The 16,150-nt window shown below is 62.8% G+C and carries 13 protein-coding genes; 6 read left to right on the top strand and 7 right to left on the bottom strand.

What is annotated here, in order from left to right; genetic code table 11:
• Positions 1–14 precede the first annotated feature (14 nt).
• The 3 genes from NKH91_RS16555 to NKH91_RS16545 form a co-directional block, all read right to left on the bottom strand.
• On the bottom strand, positions 15–1,166 hold the full coding sequence (locus NKH91_RS16555; RefSeq protein ID WP_023716753.1) for an efflux RND transporter periplasmic adaptor subunit: 1,152 nt from the start codon (positions 1,164–1,166) through the stop codon (positions 15–17).
• Between the two features lie 62 nt (positions 1,167–1,228).
• Entirely contained in the window at positions 1,229–1,837 is a 609-nt protein-coding gene (locus NKH91_RS16550; protein ID WP_023716752.1) for a TetR/AcrR family transcriptional regulator, read from the bottom strand.
• 251 nt (positions 1,838–2,088) lie between these two features.
• A complete protein-coding gene (locus tag NKH91_RS16545) occupies positions 2,089–3,729 on the bottom strand; it encodes an acyl-CoA synthetase (RefSeq protein ID WP_352884679.1) in 1,641 nt (546 codons plus the stop codon).
• A gap of 188 nt (positions 3,730–3,917) precedes the next feature.
• On the opposite strand from NKH91_RS16545, the gene NKH91_RS16540 reads away from it, so the two are divergent.
• Both NKH91_RS16540 and NKH91_RS16535 read left to right on the top strand, forming a co-directional pair.
• Positions 3,918–4,883 carry a sugar-binding transcriptional regulator gene (locus NKH91_RS16540; RefSeq protein ID WP_352482687.1) on the top strand — a complete coding sequence of 322 codons (966 nt, stop codon included), beginning with the start codon at positions 3,918–3,920 and terminating at the stop codon, positions 4,881–4,883.
• An 85-nt stretch (positions 4,884–4,968) separates the two neighbouring features.
• A complete protein-coding gene (locus NKH91_RS16535) occupies positions 4,969–7,023 on the top strand; it encodes a bifunctional aldolase/short-chain dehydrogenase (RefSeq protein ID WP_352884681.1) in 2,055 nt (684 codons plus the stop codon).
• Positions 7,024–7,096: 73 nt separating this feature from the next.
• On the opposite strand, the gene NKH91_RS16530 is transcribed toward NKH91_RS16535, so the two are convergent.
• The 4 genes from NKH91_RS16530 to NKH91_RS16515 all read right to left on the bottom strand — a co-directional run bounded on the left by NKH91_RS16530 (position 7,097) and on the right by NKH91_RS16515 (position 11,790).
• The gene (locus NKH91_RS16530; protein WP_352884683.1) at positions 7,097–8,059 is read right to left on the bottom strand and encodes an acyl-CoA thioester hydrolase/BAAT C-terminal domain-containing protein; all 963 of its coding nucleotides are present in this window, start codon (positions 8,057–8,059) and stop codon (positions 7,097–7,099) included.
• 38 nt (positions 8,060–8,097) lie between these two features.
• Positions 8,098–9,153, bottom strand: coding sequence for a substrate-binding domain-containing protein (locus NKH91_RS16525; RefSeq protein WP_023716747.1), 1,056 nt, complete (start codon positions 9,151–9,153; stop codon positions 8,098–8,100).
• A 46-nt stretch (positions 9,154–9,199) separates the two neighbouring features.
• The gene (locus tag NKH91_RS16520) at positions 9,200–10,195 is read right to left on the bottom strand and encodes an ABC transporter permease (protein ID WP_023716746.1); all 996 of its coding nucleotides are present in this window, start codon (positions 10,193–10,195) and stop codon (positions 9,200–9,202) included.
• An 83-nt stretch (positions 10,196–10,278) separates the two neighbouring features.
• Positions 10,279–11,790, bottom strand: coding sequence for a sugar ABC transporter ATP-binding protein (locus NKH91_RS16515; RefSeq protein ID WP_352884685.1), 1,512 nt, complete (start codon positions 11,788–11,790; stop codon positions 10,279–10,281).
• Positions 11,791–11,925: 135 nt separating this feature from the next.
• Here NKH91_RS16515 and mtnK point away from each other — a divergent pair, with 135 nt between their 5' ends.
• The 4 genes from mtnK (at position 11,926) to NKH91_RS16495 (ending at position 16,147) form a co-directional block, all read left to right on the top strand.
• Entirely contained in the window at positions 11,926–13,197 is a 1,272-nt protein-coding gene (mtnK, locus tag NKH91_RS16510; protein WP_352884687.1) for an S-methyl-5-thioribose kinase, read from the top strand.
• Entirely contained in the window at positions 13,194–14,288 is a 1,095-nt protein-coding gene (gene mtnA, locus NKH91_RS16505) for an S-methyl-5-thioribose-1-phosphate isomerase (RefSeq protein WP_352884689.1), read from the top strand. The genes mtnK and mtnA overlap by 4 nt, the downstream gene beginning before the upstream one ends.
• Before the next feature lie 183 nt (positions 14,289–14,471).
• Positions 14,472–15,356 carry a helix-turn-helix domain-containing protein gene (locus tag NKH91_RS16500; protein WP_352482884.1) on the top strand — a complete coding sequence of 295 codons (885 nt, stop codon included), beginning with the start codon at positions 14,472–14,474 and terminating at the stop codon, positions 15,354–15,356.
• 131 nt (positions 15,357–15,487) lie between these two features.
• The gene (locus tag NKH91_RS16495; protein WP_352493972.1) at positions 15,488–16,147 is read left to right on the top strand and encodes a 2Fe-2S iron-sulfur cluster-binding protein; all 660 of its coding nucleotides are present in this window, start codon (positions 15,488–15,490) and stop codon (positions 16,145–16,147) included.
• Positions 16,148–16,150: the final 3 nt, after the last annotated feature.

Raw genomic sequence — 16,150 nt, 5'->3', positions numbered from 1 at the left:
GAATTGCCTGGCCGTCAGCGCAAGCGCCTTGCGGCGTCATCATCGGCCGAGGCCGACTGTTGTGCTGCATCACCGGTAAGCTTGACTTTCAGATTCTCGGTCATGAACTGCGTGCCGGCAGCGACGACCACATCGCCCGGCTTCAGCCCGTCGGCGACACTGACGCCGTCAGGCGTGAAGGCGGCGACCTTGACCGGATGCGCATGAACGGTACCGCCACTGCGGTCGACGGTCCAGACGATCGATTGGCTGTCCTTTTGTGCCAATGCGCTCAGCGGGATCGACACCAGCTGCTGCCGGTTGCCCGCCGCGGCTTCGATGGAGGCCGTCATGCCAAGCAGCACGTTCGGATCGTTGGGCAGGCTGACGCGAACGGCAAAGGTGCGCGACTGCGGATCGGCGCTGCCGGCGACTTCGCGGACCTTGCCTTCGAGCGTCAGCGCCTCATCGGACCAGAAACCCGCCTTGACGGTCTTGCCCGGCTTGAACTCGGCGATATCGGTTTCGGGAACAGCGATCAGGACTTCCTTCTCGCCGTCGATGGCAACGGTCACCACCGGCGTGCCTGAGCCGACCACCTGGCCGACATCGGCGGCAACGGCGGTGACGATGCCATTCTTGTCCGCCTTGAGATCGGTATAGCGGACCTGGTTCTGTGCCTGGGCAAGCTGCGAGCGGGCGGAGTCGCGCGTGGCGACCGCCTGATTGTAACTGAGCGTCGCCTGCTCGAGCTGCGACTTCGGTGCGAAATTCTTGGCGTAGAGCTGTTCGGCGCGCTTGCGCGTAAGCTCGACTGTCTCGACCTGACGGTCGGCGGCATCGAGGCTGGCCTGAGCGCTTCTCACCGAAAGCTCGTAGTCGGTGGGATCGATGCGGGCGAGAACGTCGCCGGGCTTGACGCGGTCACCGATGTCGACAAGGCGCTCGGTGATCTTGCCGTTGATGCGAAAGCCGAGATTCATCTCGGTGCGGGCGCGCACCGATCCGGAATAGGAGAGCTGACGGGTATCGCTCGCCTTGGCGATCTCGACCACCTTGACCGGGCGGATGATCTCCTTGACCTCGGCTTTCTCCTGCGAGCAGCCGGCGAGGCCGAGAGCGGCAACGACAATCAGTGCCAGGCCGGCGGCCGGTAGCCTGTAGGTGATGGACTTGGACAAAGACACTTTTCGTACTCCCGAACTGTGGGGATGAATTGCCGACATCACCGCCCGACGGGCGGCAACGGTCATTTCTTCAAGGCTCTGATGGCAAACTCGGTAAGCTCGTCCGGCGTCGCCCGGTTCTTCTTGGCGAGGCATTGGGCCATCATCTGCGGATGACAGAGGCTGATAATAGCAGCGCCGAAACACCTGGACGCGATCACCGGATCCTGATCGACGAACTCGCCGGTGGCGATGCCCTCGCGGATCACTTCCGCGACCAATTCGTGGATGCTGTCGATGTGCTTTTCGATGACATGCCAATCGCGTTCGATGGCGACGATGACCATCTCGTGCACTTTCTCCTGGTCGATCATGGTCTCGAGCGTCCACTGATAGTGCGTATGCACATAGCGGCGGAGCTTCTCGCTGGCGGTGCCGGGACCATGGCAGGCTTCGTAGGTCAACCGGTAGCAGGTGGCGAGCATACGGCCGCAAACCGCCTGGTGAATTTCCACCTTGGAGGCGAAGAAGCGATAGATGTTGGCGGTCGACATGCCAAGTTCGCGCGCTATGTCGGCGACGTTGGTCTTGCCGTAGCCGTAGTGGCGGAACAATCGCTCCGCGCAATCCAGGATGCGCGTGACATTTTCCTGGCGGGCGGAATCGGCGGTGGTGTCTAAGGTTTCAAGCATCTCGTTGGCCAAAATTTACGACTGACGAATTTAGAATTTCGTCATTCGTAAATTGAAAACCATCACCTGTCAAGACATGATTTCGGCCAGCTGACGGCCGCTGATGACAGATGGTGACATCTCTGGACGGAGTTGGCCCATGAAGCACATGTGGTTCCCGCCGGGCGCGCCTGCAACACCGCGCGTCTTTTTGAACGCACAGGATTTTGAAATGATGCCTCCCGAAATCGGTTCCGTTTTCGGGTCAGGCGCTAAGGCTGCTTCGCCATCTCCCGCAGCCGGAACTTCTGGATCTTGCCCGTCGAAGTCTTAGGGATTTCTGCAAAGATCACCGCTTTCGGCACCTTGAAGCGGGCGAGCAGCGCGCGGCAGTGCTCAATGATTTCGGCCTCGGTCGCCGCCTTGCCCGGCTTCAACTCGACATAGGCGACCGGCACCTCGCCCCATTTGTCGTCGGATCGGGCGACAACGCCGCAAGAAGCGACGGCAGGATGCTTGTAGAGTGCCTCCTCGACCTCGATCGAGGAGATGTTTTCGCCGCCGGAGATGATGATGTCCTTGGAACGGTCCTTGAGCTGGACGTAGCCATCCGGGTGCATGACGCCGAGGTCGCCCGAATGGAACCAGCCGCCGGCAAAGGCCTCTTCGCTCGCCTTGCGGTTCCTGAGATAGCCCTTCATGACGATATTGCCGCGGAACATCACCTCGCCGATCGTCTCGCCGTCGGCCGGCGTCTCTTGCATCGTCTGCGGGTCCATCACCGTCAGGCCTTCGAGCGCGGCATAGCGTACGCCTTGCCTGGCCTTCTTTGCCACCCTCGCCCCTTTCTCCAGCCGGTCCCAATCGCCATGCCATTCGTTGACGACGGCCGGGCCATAGGTTTCGGTCAGGCCGTAGAGATGGGTGACGGCAAAGCCCGCATCGGCCATGCCCGACAGCACCGCCTCGGGCGGCGGCGCCGCGGCGGTGTTGAAGGTGACGGTCTGCGGGAACTGCCGCTTGTCCTCGTCCCTGGCGTTGATCAGCACCGACATGACTATGGGTGCACCGCAGAGATGGGTGACGCCGTGATCAGCGATGGCGTCGTAGATCGGCTTCGGCCGCACCCAGCGCAGGCAGACATGGGTGCCAGCCTGCACGGCAAGCGTCCAGGGAAAGCACCAGCCGTTGCAGTGGAACATCGGCAACGTCCAGAGGTAGACCGGGTGCTTGCCCATGCCGGCATGGATGGTGTTGGCATAGGCCATCAGTGCCGCGCCGCGGTGGTGGCAGACGACGCCCTTCGGATTGCCTGTCGTGCCGGAGGTGTAGTTGAGCGATATGGCGTCCCATTCGTCGTCCGGCATCGACCAGGCGAAATCCTCGTCGCCGCCGGCGACAAACGCCTCGTAGTCGAGCGTGCCGATCCGCAGGCCCTTGGCAAAGGGCGCGTCGGCGGCGTAATCGGGATCGTCGTAGTCGATCACCAGCGGCTTGACCTTGGCCAGCGTCAGCGCTTGTCGAACCACGCCGGCGAATTCGCGGTCGACGATCAGCACCTTGGTTTCGGCATGCTCGAGCTGGAAGGCAATGACTGCGGCGTCGAGGCGGGTGTTGAGCGAATGCAGCACCGCCTTGGTCATCGGCACGCCGAAATGCGCTTCCAGCATCGGCGGCGTGTTGGACAGCATGACGGTAACGGTGTCGCCCCTGCCGATGCCGCGCTTCGCCAGCGCCGAGGCAAGCCTCAGCGAGCGCTTCCAGAAATCGCGATAGGTCGTGCGCTGGCGGCCATGGATGATGGCGGTCTGGTCGGGAAAGGTTTTTGCCGCCCGTTCAAAATAGGTCAGCGGCGTCAGCGGCTGGTGGTTGGCCGGGTTCCGGTCGAGGTCCTGTTCATAGGGATTGCCCATCCCGTCCTCCGCAATGTGTTCGTCGAGAACTTTAGCTACCGGCTTCCGGCCCGTCACCACCAACGATGCCATCATAGACCGCGCTTGGCACAAGAATGGTCTAGATTCGGCGAGCGCAAGGGCATCTATGCCTTCCTCCCAATTTGACTTTTGTCGAGAGCCGTGACTAATGTCAGCGAGGAGATGGTATGGCGATCCGACCGGCAGAACAGCTTATCCACAAGGCCGCCTGGCTTTACTATGCACACGGCCTGCGCCAGGACCAGGTGGCCAGCCAACTCAAGATTTCCCGTGCCTCGGTGGCCATGTATCTGCGCAAGGCGCGCGAGACCGGCATCGTCAACATCTCCACCTCGACCCAGCTTTTCACCGACGACGTGCTGGCACGCAAGCTGGAAGACGCGCTTAAGCTCGACGCGGTCTGGATCGCGCCGGAAAACGGCTATGTCGCCGATCCGTCGACCGACATCGCGGTGCTGGCGGCAAGCGTCTTTCTTGAGTTGGTCAGGAAGGGCGACCGTATCGGCGTCGCCTGGGGGCGGACCATCTACACGATCGCCGACATCATGTCCTATGCCGACCTGCAGGACGTGACGGTGGTGCAGCTCTGCGGCAATCTGGGAGCACCCTATTCGTACCGGCCGGACCAATGCACCATGGAAATCGCGCGCCGGCTCAATGCCAAGGGGCTGAATTTTTACGCGCCGCTGGTGCTGACGACGGAAGAACTGGCACGCGGCCTGCGCGCCGAACCGGTGATCCGCGAGCAGTTGTCGGGTATCGGTGACTGCGACCTGGCGCTATACTCGGTTGGCTCGGTGGATACCGACAGCCATCTGGTCAAATGCGGCGCGCTGACGCCAAGCGAAATGGCTGCATTGCGCAAGGCGGGTGCAGCCGGCGTCATTGCCGGGCAGATCATCGATACCGAAGGCCAGGCGCTCGACTGCAGCTACAACCGCCGGCTGATTTCGGCAGAGCTGTCATCGCTGCGCCAGATCGAAAAGCGCCTTGTGGTGGTGCAGGAAGAGAGCAAGTTCGAACCGCTCGTCGCGGCGATCGCCGGCGGGCTCTGCACCCATCTCGTCGTCGGCGCGCGCATGGCGCGACGGCTGCTCGACCATGCCGGAGCAGTAGCAGAAAAGGTCGCCTGATACCTAGTTTCAGTCGCCGACGCATTGTCATCAGGGCGTCGCGGCATTCCTGTTCACAACAAAAGAGAAATCGGACGAAGCTGACATGAAGAACCTGTGGAATGACGGCGACGCGGAGAAGCTGGTCGCCGACTATGCAAAGAAGGGTGTGGCCCGCGACCTGGCGCTGCGCGTCTATACGACCAGGCTGCTGGGCGGCGAGCCGCGGCTCGTCCTGCATGGCGGCGGCAACACCTCGTGCAAGACCAAGGCCACCGATCTTGTCGGCGACGAATGGGACGTGCTCTGCGTCAAGGGCAGCGGCTGGGACATGGGCGTCATCGAGCCGCAGGGCCTGCCGGCGGTCAAGCTCGGCGCGCTGTTGAAGGCGCGGTCGCTCAAGAAGCTCTCCGACGAGGACATGGTCGCGCTGCAGCGGGCGAACCTGATCGATCCGTCCTCGCCCAACCCTTCGGTCGAGACGCTGCTGCACGCCTTCCTGCCGCACAAATTCGTTGACCACACGCATTCGACCGCAATCCTGGCCATCGTCGACCAGGAGGACAGCGAGGCGCTGAGCAGAAAAGTGTTCGGCGAGAAAATGGGGTTCGTGCCTTACATCATGCCGGGCTTCGATCTGGCGAAGGCTGCCGCCGATGTTTTCGACGCCGACCCGACGGTCGAAGGCCTGATCCTCGACAAGCACGGCATTTTCACCTTCGGCGACGATGCCAGGCAGGCCTATGACCGGATGATCCATTATGTGAACGTCGCCGAGGATTTCATCGCCAGCCACGGCAAGCCGCGCACCGAAAAAGCGGCCTTGCCGGCCAGATTGGCCAAGCCCGCGGACATTGCGCCGATGCTGCGCGGCGCGGTGGCGGTGGCACGCGGCGAAGGCCGCTTCGACCGCATGGTCAGCGATTTCCGCACCTCGGATGCGATCGTCGATTTCATCAATTCGGCTAGAATTGCCGACTATGCCGGACGCGGCGTGTCGACGCCCGACCTGTCGATCCGCATCAAGACCGGACCGATGGCACTGCCGGCGCCCGACGCGGACAATGTCGGCGACTACAAATCCGTCATCCGCCAGCATGTCGAAAAATTCGCCAAGGACTATCGCGCCTATTTCGAAACCAACGATGCGCTCGACGACGTGAAGCGCACCATGCTCGACACGATGCCACGGCTGACGCTGGTGCCCGGCCTCGGCATGTTCGGCCACGGCCGCACGCTCAAGGACGCGAAGATCGCCTCCGACGTCGGCGAAATGTGGATCGAGGCGGTACGCGGCGCCGAAGCCGTCGGCGATTTCCGCCCGCTCTCCAAAGCCGATCTGTTCCCGCTCGAATACTGGTCGCTGGAACAGGCCAAACTCGCCGCCAACAAGCCGAAGCCGCTGACCGGCCAGGTGGTACTGGTCACCGGCGGCGCCGGCGCGATCGGTGCTGCCACGGCAAAGCTATTCGCCGACAACGGTGCCCATGCGGTGGTCGTCGATGTCGACGGGTCAAGAGCTGCCGAGGCCGCCAAAAAAGCCGGTAACGGTTCGATCGGCATTGGCGCCGACATCACCGATCCGGAGCAGATGCGCGCTGCGTTCGACAAAGCCGTCGCCGTCTTCGGCGGCCTCGACATTCTCGTCTCCAATGCGGGCGCAGCCTGGGAGGGCCGGATCGGCGAGCTCGACGACGCCACTTTGCGCAAAAGTTTCGAACTCAATTTCTTCGCCCACCAGTCGGCGGCGCAGAATGCCGTGCGCATCATGCTCGAACAGGGCACCGGCGGCGTGCTGTTGTTCAATACCTCCAAGCAGGCGATCAATCCGGGACCGAAGTTCGGCGCTTACGGCATCCCGAAGGCGGCAACGCTGTTCCTGTCCAGGCAATATGCGCTCGACTACGGCGCGCAAGGCATCCGCTCCAATGCCGTCAACGCCGACCGCATCCGTTCGGGGCTGTTGACCGACGCCATGATCGCCAGCCGCTCGGGCGCGCGCGGCGTATCGGAGAAGGAGTACATGTCCGGCAACCTGCTCGGGCAGGAAGTGACGGCCGAAGACGTCGCCCAGGCCTTTCTGCATCAAGCGCTGGCCGATCGGACCACAGCCGATGTGACGACGGTCGACGGCGGCAACATCGCGGCGGCGCTGCGGTAGGCGGAACCGGCCGAGACAGGCACGCAACTCGGAATTTTGCGACACGGCCATGGAAGGCATTCTCGAACTGCTACTACAGCAGGCCTCGGATGCCTTCCCAAGCCTTTCTGCCCAGCTTTGAATCGGCCTCGTCATTGCCTCCATGTGCGTGCAATGTCGAGCGTGGTGTGCTCTCGCCTGGCAACAGAATGCGGTGTCCCGCATCCGGCGACGAAATGAGATGAGTGACCTTACCTGCTTCGCCGCGCCGCCTAATAATATCTCGGGCGAACGATAGGGAAGGCCACAGCGCATCGTTGCCACCGGCGACAAGCAGAAGCTCGGCCGATATGGTCTCAACGGGGATGGTCGCCGCATTCGCTTCGCTCTTGAAGGTTTTCAAACAGCATTCGAAAAGCCCCCTGTAAGATACCAGGCCATCCACATACTCTCGTGTCCAATCTGGATCTGCCGGCACAAACGGCAGCGCGATACCGTTGAGCGACCATGAGGATCGTTCAGGCCAACTGGCACCATCCCGGCCCGCACCGATATTCCCCCAAACTACCGATGACGGGCTGATCGCGACCACCGCGTTGATTCGCTGGTCATGGACCGCGGCAAGCAATGAGGCCTCGGCACCTTTGGATGTGCCGACATAAACGATGCGACGGCACCCTGTTTCAATGAGATAGTCTGTTGCTGCAAAGAACGTTTCCAGGGGAATTTCACATATTCCCGGAATCTGGCCCTCGCCGCCAAACCACTGCAACGCCAAGGCCGACGTACCGGCATCTGTAAAAAGCCGCGCGCGCCCGACATCAACACGACCACTCGATCCACCCAACACCACAACGCCCGTGGTGGCCTGCGAGCGTCGGAAAATGTTCCGGCGACGACACCGGTCGGACTTTCCTCTCTTACCGCATGCGCCTCCATGTACCCGTCGAATCCTGGATTCAACCGTCCAATCGGCCTGCAAATCGGAGACTGCGACAATTGAAATTCGGCAGTCCGGCGCGCCAGACATCTTCGACAAAAAAGCCGCCTGCAGCAAGCTGCTGCAGGCGGCTATTGTTTTGCTCGTGCCGAAAGTTACTTCGCGTTCGGGTTCGGCATCCAGGCCGGCATGGCGACATCGGCATGGGCGAACTGCGGCAGCTTGGCCGAGAGGTCTTCCATGTTCTTGATGTCCTTGTCGAGCAGGTCCTTCTGGGTGATCAGCGTCGGTGGCACGATGACGTTGTGGCCGGGATCTTCGCCGGCCAAGAGCTGCGCCAGCGCACGCACCGAGACCTGGCCGACGACGGCCGGGTTGGTGGCGGCGGTTGCCGCCCAGGCGCTGTCGGGCTCGCGCATCGCGGCGATGTCGGAGGTCGAGATGTCGGCCGAATAGATCTTGATATCCTTGTTCAGCCCGGCCTCGTCGACGGCGATCTTTACGCCCTTGGCGAATTCGTCATAGGGCGCGAACATCACCTTGATGTCGGGATGAGCCGACAACACCGAGCGAGCCTGGTTGGCAACCGAATTGGCGATCGGATTGTCGAGCGTGCCGAACATGGCGGCTTCGTTGATGCCCGAATATTTCTTCTTGAATTCGACCCAGGTCTCGTTGCGGCGATCGAGCGGGGCGATGCCGGCGACATAGACATAGCCGGCCTTCCAGCTCTCGCCATTGTCTTTGACCGCCTGTTCGAGCGCCAGGCGCGCGAGGTCGCGGTCGGACTGTTCGATCTGCGGGATCTTGGGGTTTTCGACATTGACGTCGAAGGCGACGACCTTGATGCCGGCATCGACGGCACGCTGGGCGGCGTCCTTCATCGATTCCGTCAATCCGTGCTGGATGATGATGCCCTGGACGCCGAGCGCGATGGCCTGGTCGACCATGTCCGCCTGAAGCGCCGCGTCCTGACGGCTGTCGAGCACGCGCAGGTCGACGCCGAGCGCCTTGGCCTGCGCCTCAACGCCGGAGAGATAGGCCTGGAAGAAGTCGCCGGTCGAGAGATAGCGGACCAGCGCGATCTTGACGGCACCCGGCTTGTCGAACGGCGCCGGCCTGTCCTGCGCAATTGCCGGCAACTGCATCAGCAATGTTGCGCCGGCAAGCCCGAGCGCTGCTTTCCCCAAAAGTCTTCTTGTGATGTTCACGTCGTTTCCTCCACTTGTTGAACCCAAAATGTGACCCGGTCGAACCCTATCTCCTGCCCCTGCCGGACAGGGCGAAGGTGAAGACAAGGGCGACCACGAGAACCACGCCCTTGACGAAATCCTGCGTGTAGTAAGGCGCGTTCATCATCGTCAGGCCCTGCAGCAGCACGCCGACAAACACCGCGCCGACGGCCGTGCCGAAGGCGTTCGGTTTGGCGGCGCCGAGAACCGCGTAACCGATGAGTGCCGCAGCCACCGCGTCGAGCAACAGATTATTACCCGAGGCGATGTCGCCGCGTCCAAGCCGGGCGGCGAGCAAAATGCCGCCGATCGAGGCAAAAACCCCAGAAATAACGTAGGCCCAGATTTTGTATGCCTTGACAGGCGCGCCGGCGAGTTCGGCAGCGCGCTCGTTGCTGCCGACGGCGTACATCATGCGGCCGAAACGGGTGTATTCGAGAAAGAACCAGATCAGCACCGCCAGCACGAGCAGGACGACGACCGACACCGGAATGAGGTTCGGGATGAAGAAATCGAAGCGATGGCGGCCAAGCGCCAGGAACGCGGCGCCGAAGCTGCCGTTGGCGACCGAGCCGTCGGGCATGGTCATGCCGGTGGCGATCGAACGGCCCTCGGTAGGGATGCGCTGCAGGCCGACGAGCAGGAACATCATGCCGAGCGTCGCCAAAAGGTCCGGCACCCGCATATAGACGATCAGCCAGCCATTGATGAGGCCGACAACGGCGCCGATCACAAGACAGGCGACGACCGCCACGACGGCATTCTGCTCCAGCACCACCATGACGTAGGCAGCCGCCATCATGGCGCTGGTGGCGACCGAGCCGATCGACAAGTCGAAGCCGCCGACGACCAGCGTGGCGGTGACGCCGAGCGCCAGAACGCCGGTGATGGCGACCGACTGGAAGATGAAGACGGCGCTTTGCGGCGACACGAAGCCATCGGCGGCAATGGCGAAATAGGCGATCAGACCGAACAACAGGACGATGAAGCCATACCGGATGGCACGGTCGCGCAGGATCATTCAGCGCTCCCGCACGCTGGCACTGTCTTTACCCAACCTGAACTCATGCCCTCTCCATTCCAATTCTCATCGTCTTCCTGCCGTCAGGCTGCGCTGTGCAACGGCCCGCCCGCCACTTCGGCCAGCAGCCGCTCGAGATCGACATCGGTGTTGCGGTGCTCGCCGACGATCGTCTGCTCCGACATCACCAGAATGCGATCGGCCGTCTCCAGGGCTTCGTCCAGTTCGGTGACGAACAGCAGCGTCGCGCGGCCGCTGGCGCTGGCCCGCAGCTTGGCAGCGATATCGCGCCTAGCCGAAATGTCGACGCCCTGAAACGGCTCGTCGAGGATGAAAAGCCTTGCGGTCTGCGACATCCAGCGGGCGACCATCACCTTCTGCTGATTGCCGCCCGAAAGCGACGACATCTCGTCCTTCTCCGAGCGGCAGACGATGCCGAGTTCCTGGATCTGCCGGCGGGCAATGGCGCGTTCGATGCGGCGCTTGAGGACGCCGAGACGCGACATGCGCCTGTGGAACGGCAGGCTGATATTTTCCTGGATGTTGAAGCCGCCGACGATGCCGTTCTCGCCCCGGTCCTTGGCGACGAGAAACACGCCGGCGGCAATCGCTTCGCCCGTCGACGCCGGAGCATAGGGTTTCCCGTTCAGCACCATGGTCCCGGACAGCGGCTGGCGCAAGCCGAACAGCGTCTCGGCGAGCGCGGTCTTGCCGACGCCGACGAGGCCGGTGATGGCGACGACCTCGCCGTCGCCGAGCGTCAGCGAAATCGGCCTGGCGCCTTCGGCAATCCGCAAGCCGTCGGCAATAAAAATTGATTTGGCCGAATTCCTGGCGACGATCCGCTCGAGTTGGATCTTGCGGCCGAGCATGGCGTTGACCGCACCTTCATAGTCCAGCGGCTTCCTGTCGAAGATACCTGAGATGACCCCGTCGCGCATCGAAATGATGCGGTCGGCAAGCCGTCTGATGTCAGACATACGGTGCGAAATATAGAGAATGGCCACGCCTTGCTGGCGAAGCCGGTCGAGCAATGCGAACAGCCGGTCGGCTTCGGCACTGGACAGCGAGGAGGTCGGCTCGTCGAGGATCAGCACTTTCGGCCGGTGCGCCATGGCGCGGGCGATCGCCACCATCTGACGATCGGCCAGCGAGAGATGGCTGATGCGGGCCTTGAGGTCGACGGCCAGCCCCATGCGGTTGGCAACCGCCTTGGCCTCACGGCGCACCCGGCCCGGCTTGAATAGCGTCGGCACGCCGCTGCCGCTCAACCTGTCGAGCGTGAGGTTGGTGGCGACGTCGAGATCGGCGACGACGCCGTCATTGATGTTCTGGTGGACGGTGACGACGCCGGCGCGGATCGCCTCGGCCGGCGTTTTCGGCGCAAAGTCCTGACCGACAAGCGACATCGAGCCGCCGCCATGGTCGTAGACGCCGCTGATGATCTTGACGAGGGTGGATTTGCCGGCGCCGTTGGCACCCATCAGCACGGTGACTTCGCCGGCATGCAATTCGAGCGAGACGCCGCCAAGCACCTCGATATGGCCAAAGGATTTCCTCAGGCCGTCGACGCGGAACACGGCATCATTGCCCATTCGTTCCTCCCTGACCGTGACGCTATGGGCTATATCGGCAATTGTCAACACGATTGACAATTGCTAGCGGGCTTCCTAGCTTGGCCCGACCGCCATGGCTCCGCTATCATCGGAGCACATAAGCGGGAGGTGAGGATGACTGGGAAATCGCCGTTCGAAGCACTGTCGGTCGAGACACTGGCGGGCCGTCTCCGTGCCAACGGGGCTCTGTGTTCGCAGATCGGCAAGGATACGAGCCGCTGGAAGATCCGTGAAGTCGGCGACGGCAATCTGAACCTGGTGTTCATTGTCGAGGGTGCTGAGGGTGCGGCCGTCGTCAAGCAAGCCCTGCCCTACGTCCGGCTGGTCGGCGACAGCTGGCCACTGCCGTTGAAGCGCTCCTTCTTCGAATATCATGCGCTGACGCGGCAACAGGCGCGGGCGCCGGATTCCGTGCCTGATATCTATTACTTCGACGAAGGCCAGGCGCTGATCATCATGGAATATCTGTCGCCGCACATTATCCTGCGGCGGGCGCTGATCGAGGGCCGGCAACTGCCCAACATCGCGAAAGACATCGGCCTGTTCATGGCCCGCACGCTGTTTCGCGGCTCCGACCTGCATATGGCGACCAAGGACCGCAAGGCCGATCTGGCGCTGTTCGCCGACAATGTCGAACTCTGCGACATCACCGAGAACCTGGTTTTCTCGGACCCGTATTTCGATGCCAAGATGAACCGGCACACCAGCCCGCAGCTCGATGGCATTGTCGCCGAGCTGCGCGCCGACCGCGACCTCAAGGTCGAGGCGCAGCGGATGAAGCACCTCTTCGCCGCCAATGCCGAGACGCTGCTGCATGGCGACCTGCATTCCGGCTCGATCATGGTCACCGACACCGAAACGCGGATGATCGACCCCGAATTCGCCTTCTACGGTCCGATCGCCTTCGATGTTGGCATGCTGCTCGCCAATTTCTGGATGGCGTTCTTCTCGCAGCGCGGCCATGAGCAGAATGGCAAGCGCGACGCCATGCGCGCCTATCTGCTCGACGTCACGGTCGAGACATGGTCGGTATTCCGCGCCGAGTTCTCGCATCTGTGGCGAACCGAGCGCACCGGCATACTCTACCAGAAGAGCCTGTTCGAGGATCAGGGCGACAGTCTTGGCGCCGAGCAGGCGCTCGACCACATGCTGCATTCGATCTGGACCGATCTGCTCGGCTTTGCCGGCGTCGAGGTTCACCGGCGAATTCTCGGACTTGCCCACAATGCCGATTTCGAGACCATTGCCGATCAGGATCTGCGCGCCAGATGTGAGGCAAAGGCGCTGAAATTCGGCCGTCACCTCGCCGTCAACCGGCGCCAGATCCACAGCATCGACGAGGTCAACCAGTTGGCCGCGCTGATCGAACGGGAGAGCAGGATTTGAACGTCGGTGACCGCCACTACCGCACCATCTGGCCGAGTGACGACGGGCGTTCCGTGGAGATCATTGACCAGCGCTGGCTGCCGCATGATTTCCGCATCGAAAAGATCGATACCGTCGCCGGCATCGCCACGGCAATCCGCGACATGTGGGTGCGCGGGGCGCCGCTGATCGGCGTCACCGCCGCCTATGGCGTCGCCATGCAGATGGCCGACGATCCGTCGGATGCGGCGCTCGACGCCGTCTGGGCAACCCTGCACGAAACGCGCCCGACGGCGATCAATTTGCGGTGGGCGCTGAATGAAATGCAGCGCTTCCTGTTGGCGCTTCCCCTGGCAGAACGTGCCGCAGCCGCCTATCGGCGTGCCGGCAAGATCGCCGACGAGGATGTCGGCCTCAACCGCGCCATCGGCGCCCATGGGCTCGAAATCATCAAGACGATCGCGGCGCGCAAGCAGCCGGGCGAACCGGTCAATATCCTGACCCACTGCAACGCCGGCTGGCTGGCCACAGTCGACTACGGCACCGCCACCGCGCCGATCTATCTGGCGACGGAAGCCGGCATTCCAGTCCACGTCTATGTCGACGAAACGCGACCGCGCAACCAGGGCGCCCAATTGACCGCCTGGGAGATGGCCGGCCACGGCGTGCCGCACACGCTGATCGTCGACAATGCCGGCGGCCATCTGATGCAGCGCGGCCAGGTCGACATGGTCGTCGTCGGCACCGACAGGACCACCGCCGACGGCGATGTCTGCAACAAGATCGGTACCTATCTCAAGGCACTGGCCGCCGCCGACAACGACGTGCCGTTCTATGTCGCGCTGCCGTCGCCGACGATCGACTGGACGGTGGGCGACGGGTTGGCCGAAATCCCGATCGAGCAGCGTTCGCCCGACGAGGTCTCGCTGGTCTGGGGCAAGACCGCTTCCGGCGAGATTGCCCAGGTCCGCGTGTCGCCGGAAGCCACGCCGGCGGCCAACCCCGCCTTCGACGTGACGCCGGCGCGGCTGGTCACCGGCTTGATCACCGAACGCGGCGTCGCCACGGCCTCGCGCGAAGGCCTGAAGGCGATGTTTCCCGAGCGCGGATGATCCGCTTTGGAGTGCCAGGAGGCGCGCTGGATTTTGCCTGATCTCACGATTTCTTGAACACGGCGCGGTTAAAAAGGTCCGTTGCCTGTCCCAGATGGACGGTCGTATGCGTAGCGGCGGGGCGGCGCAACGCTCAAGCCGGGGCTGACCACGGCTCGGCGAGTGAACCAGCGGGATGCCGCGATGTCATTCAGACCGCTGCTTGGTGACGGACGGGTTCGGAGCCAGGAGGAAAAGTCGGAGCCCCTGCAAACCGCGTCATGGGTCAGCTCCTCGATCGTTTTCGACAACCGGCGGTGGGCGTGCCGGGAGGCGGAGCTCCGCTGGACAGCCCCTCATCATCTGATCGTGCTGACCGAAGAAGGCGGCACGTCCCATACGTCTATCCGGCACGAGGCAAGATCCCTCTACGACGGAATGGATCGTCCCGGAGCCCTCACCTTCGTCCCGGCAGGCGCGGAGCGACAGGGCTTCTATCGCGATGTAAACCTCTCATATTCAGCCCTGTGGATCGATCCCGATATCGGGCTTCCCGGATGCGAACGCCTGAGGAACCTGCCGATACTGGTAAACAAGAAGGACGCGGTCGTCGCCACGCTGCTGAGTTCGCTTCGCGACGAGATGGCCCTCGGTCACAAGCCGGACACTGCCTATGTCGAGCATCTGGTGGCCCTCGTCAGCCTCCGCGTGGCCAACCTGAGCCGGGAGCAACAGCCGCTCGTACGTCACGGCTGTCTCAGCCGCCGAGCACTTGGTCGAGTTCGGGATTATATCGATGCACGTATGAATTCCGACATTTCGCTAAGCGAGCTTGCAGCTGTCGCCGACTTGGCCGTCGACAGTTTTGCGCGGCGCTTCAAGGCGACGACCGGTCTTGCCCCCTATGCCTATGTAATCGAGGAACGGGTGCGGCGAGCGGAGGCACTGTTGCGCGAAACGGGTTTGTCGATCAGTACCATTGCCTTTCGGCTCGGCTTTTCAAGCCAGAGCCACTTCACCACGACGTTCCGGCGTCTCAGGGGCATGACGCCTCGTGCCTATCGGGTGAATTCTTCTCCAGAATCCTGATAGTGCCGCCGGTTTCTTGAAAGAAAGCCGCTGCGTGCGCCCCCACCTCCAGTGTCGATGACCGAACCCGAGGGTCCGCTGTCGGGGTCAAGTTGCCGTCTGCGTCCTTCATTGCGACTGGGAGATCTTGCATGGCTAAAACAGACAACAGGAGGGGGCCAACGCGTCGAACCGTGTTGGAGGGCGGGGTGGCGACCGGGGTGCTCCTGGCTACCGGGATACCGGTCGGCGCCGAGCCGGCCGACACCGTCACGGCGACGGCATCTGGCACGCCGGTACCGACGATGCCGATATCGTTGCGGATCAACGCGAAGGACCTTGCCGTCGAACTCGACCCGCGGACGACGCTGCTCGATGCCCTGCGCAACCATCTCGGCCTCACCGGCTCGAAGAAGGGCTGCGATCACGGCCAGTGCGGCGCATGCACGGTGCTTGTCGATGGACGCCGGATCAATTCCTGCCTGACGCTTGCCGCAATGCATGATGGCGACGAGATCACCACGGTCGAGGGCCTTGCCGAGGGTGACCGGCTGCATCCGGTGCAGGCCGCCTTCATCGCCCGCGACGGTTTCCAGTGCGGCTACTGTACGCCAGGCCAGATCTGCTCGGCGGTCGGTATGTTGGGCGAAGCCAAGGCCGGCTGGCCGAGCCATGCGAGCGCCGACGTGGCAGCGGCTTCCGTCGCTCTCAGCGATGCCGAGATCCGCGAGCGGATGAGCGGCAACATCTGCCGTTGTGCCGCTTATCCGAACATCGTCGCTGCAATCCGCGACGCGGCAGAGGAGGCATGAGCA

It is taken from the genome of Mesorhizobium sp. M0894, from assembly GCF_040319725.1.
Classification (GTDB): Bacteria; Pseudomonadota; Alphaproteobacteria; order Rhizobiales; family Rhizobiaceae; genus Mesorhizobium.
This window is presented reverse-complemented; position numbering and strand designations above follow the sequence as displayed.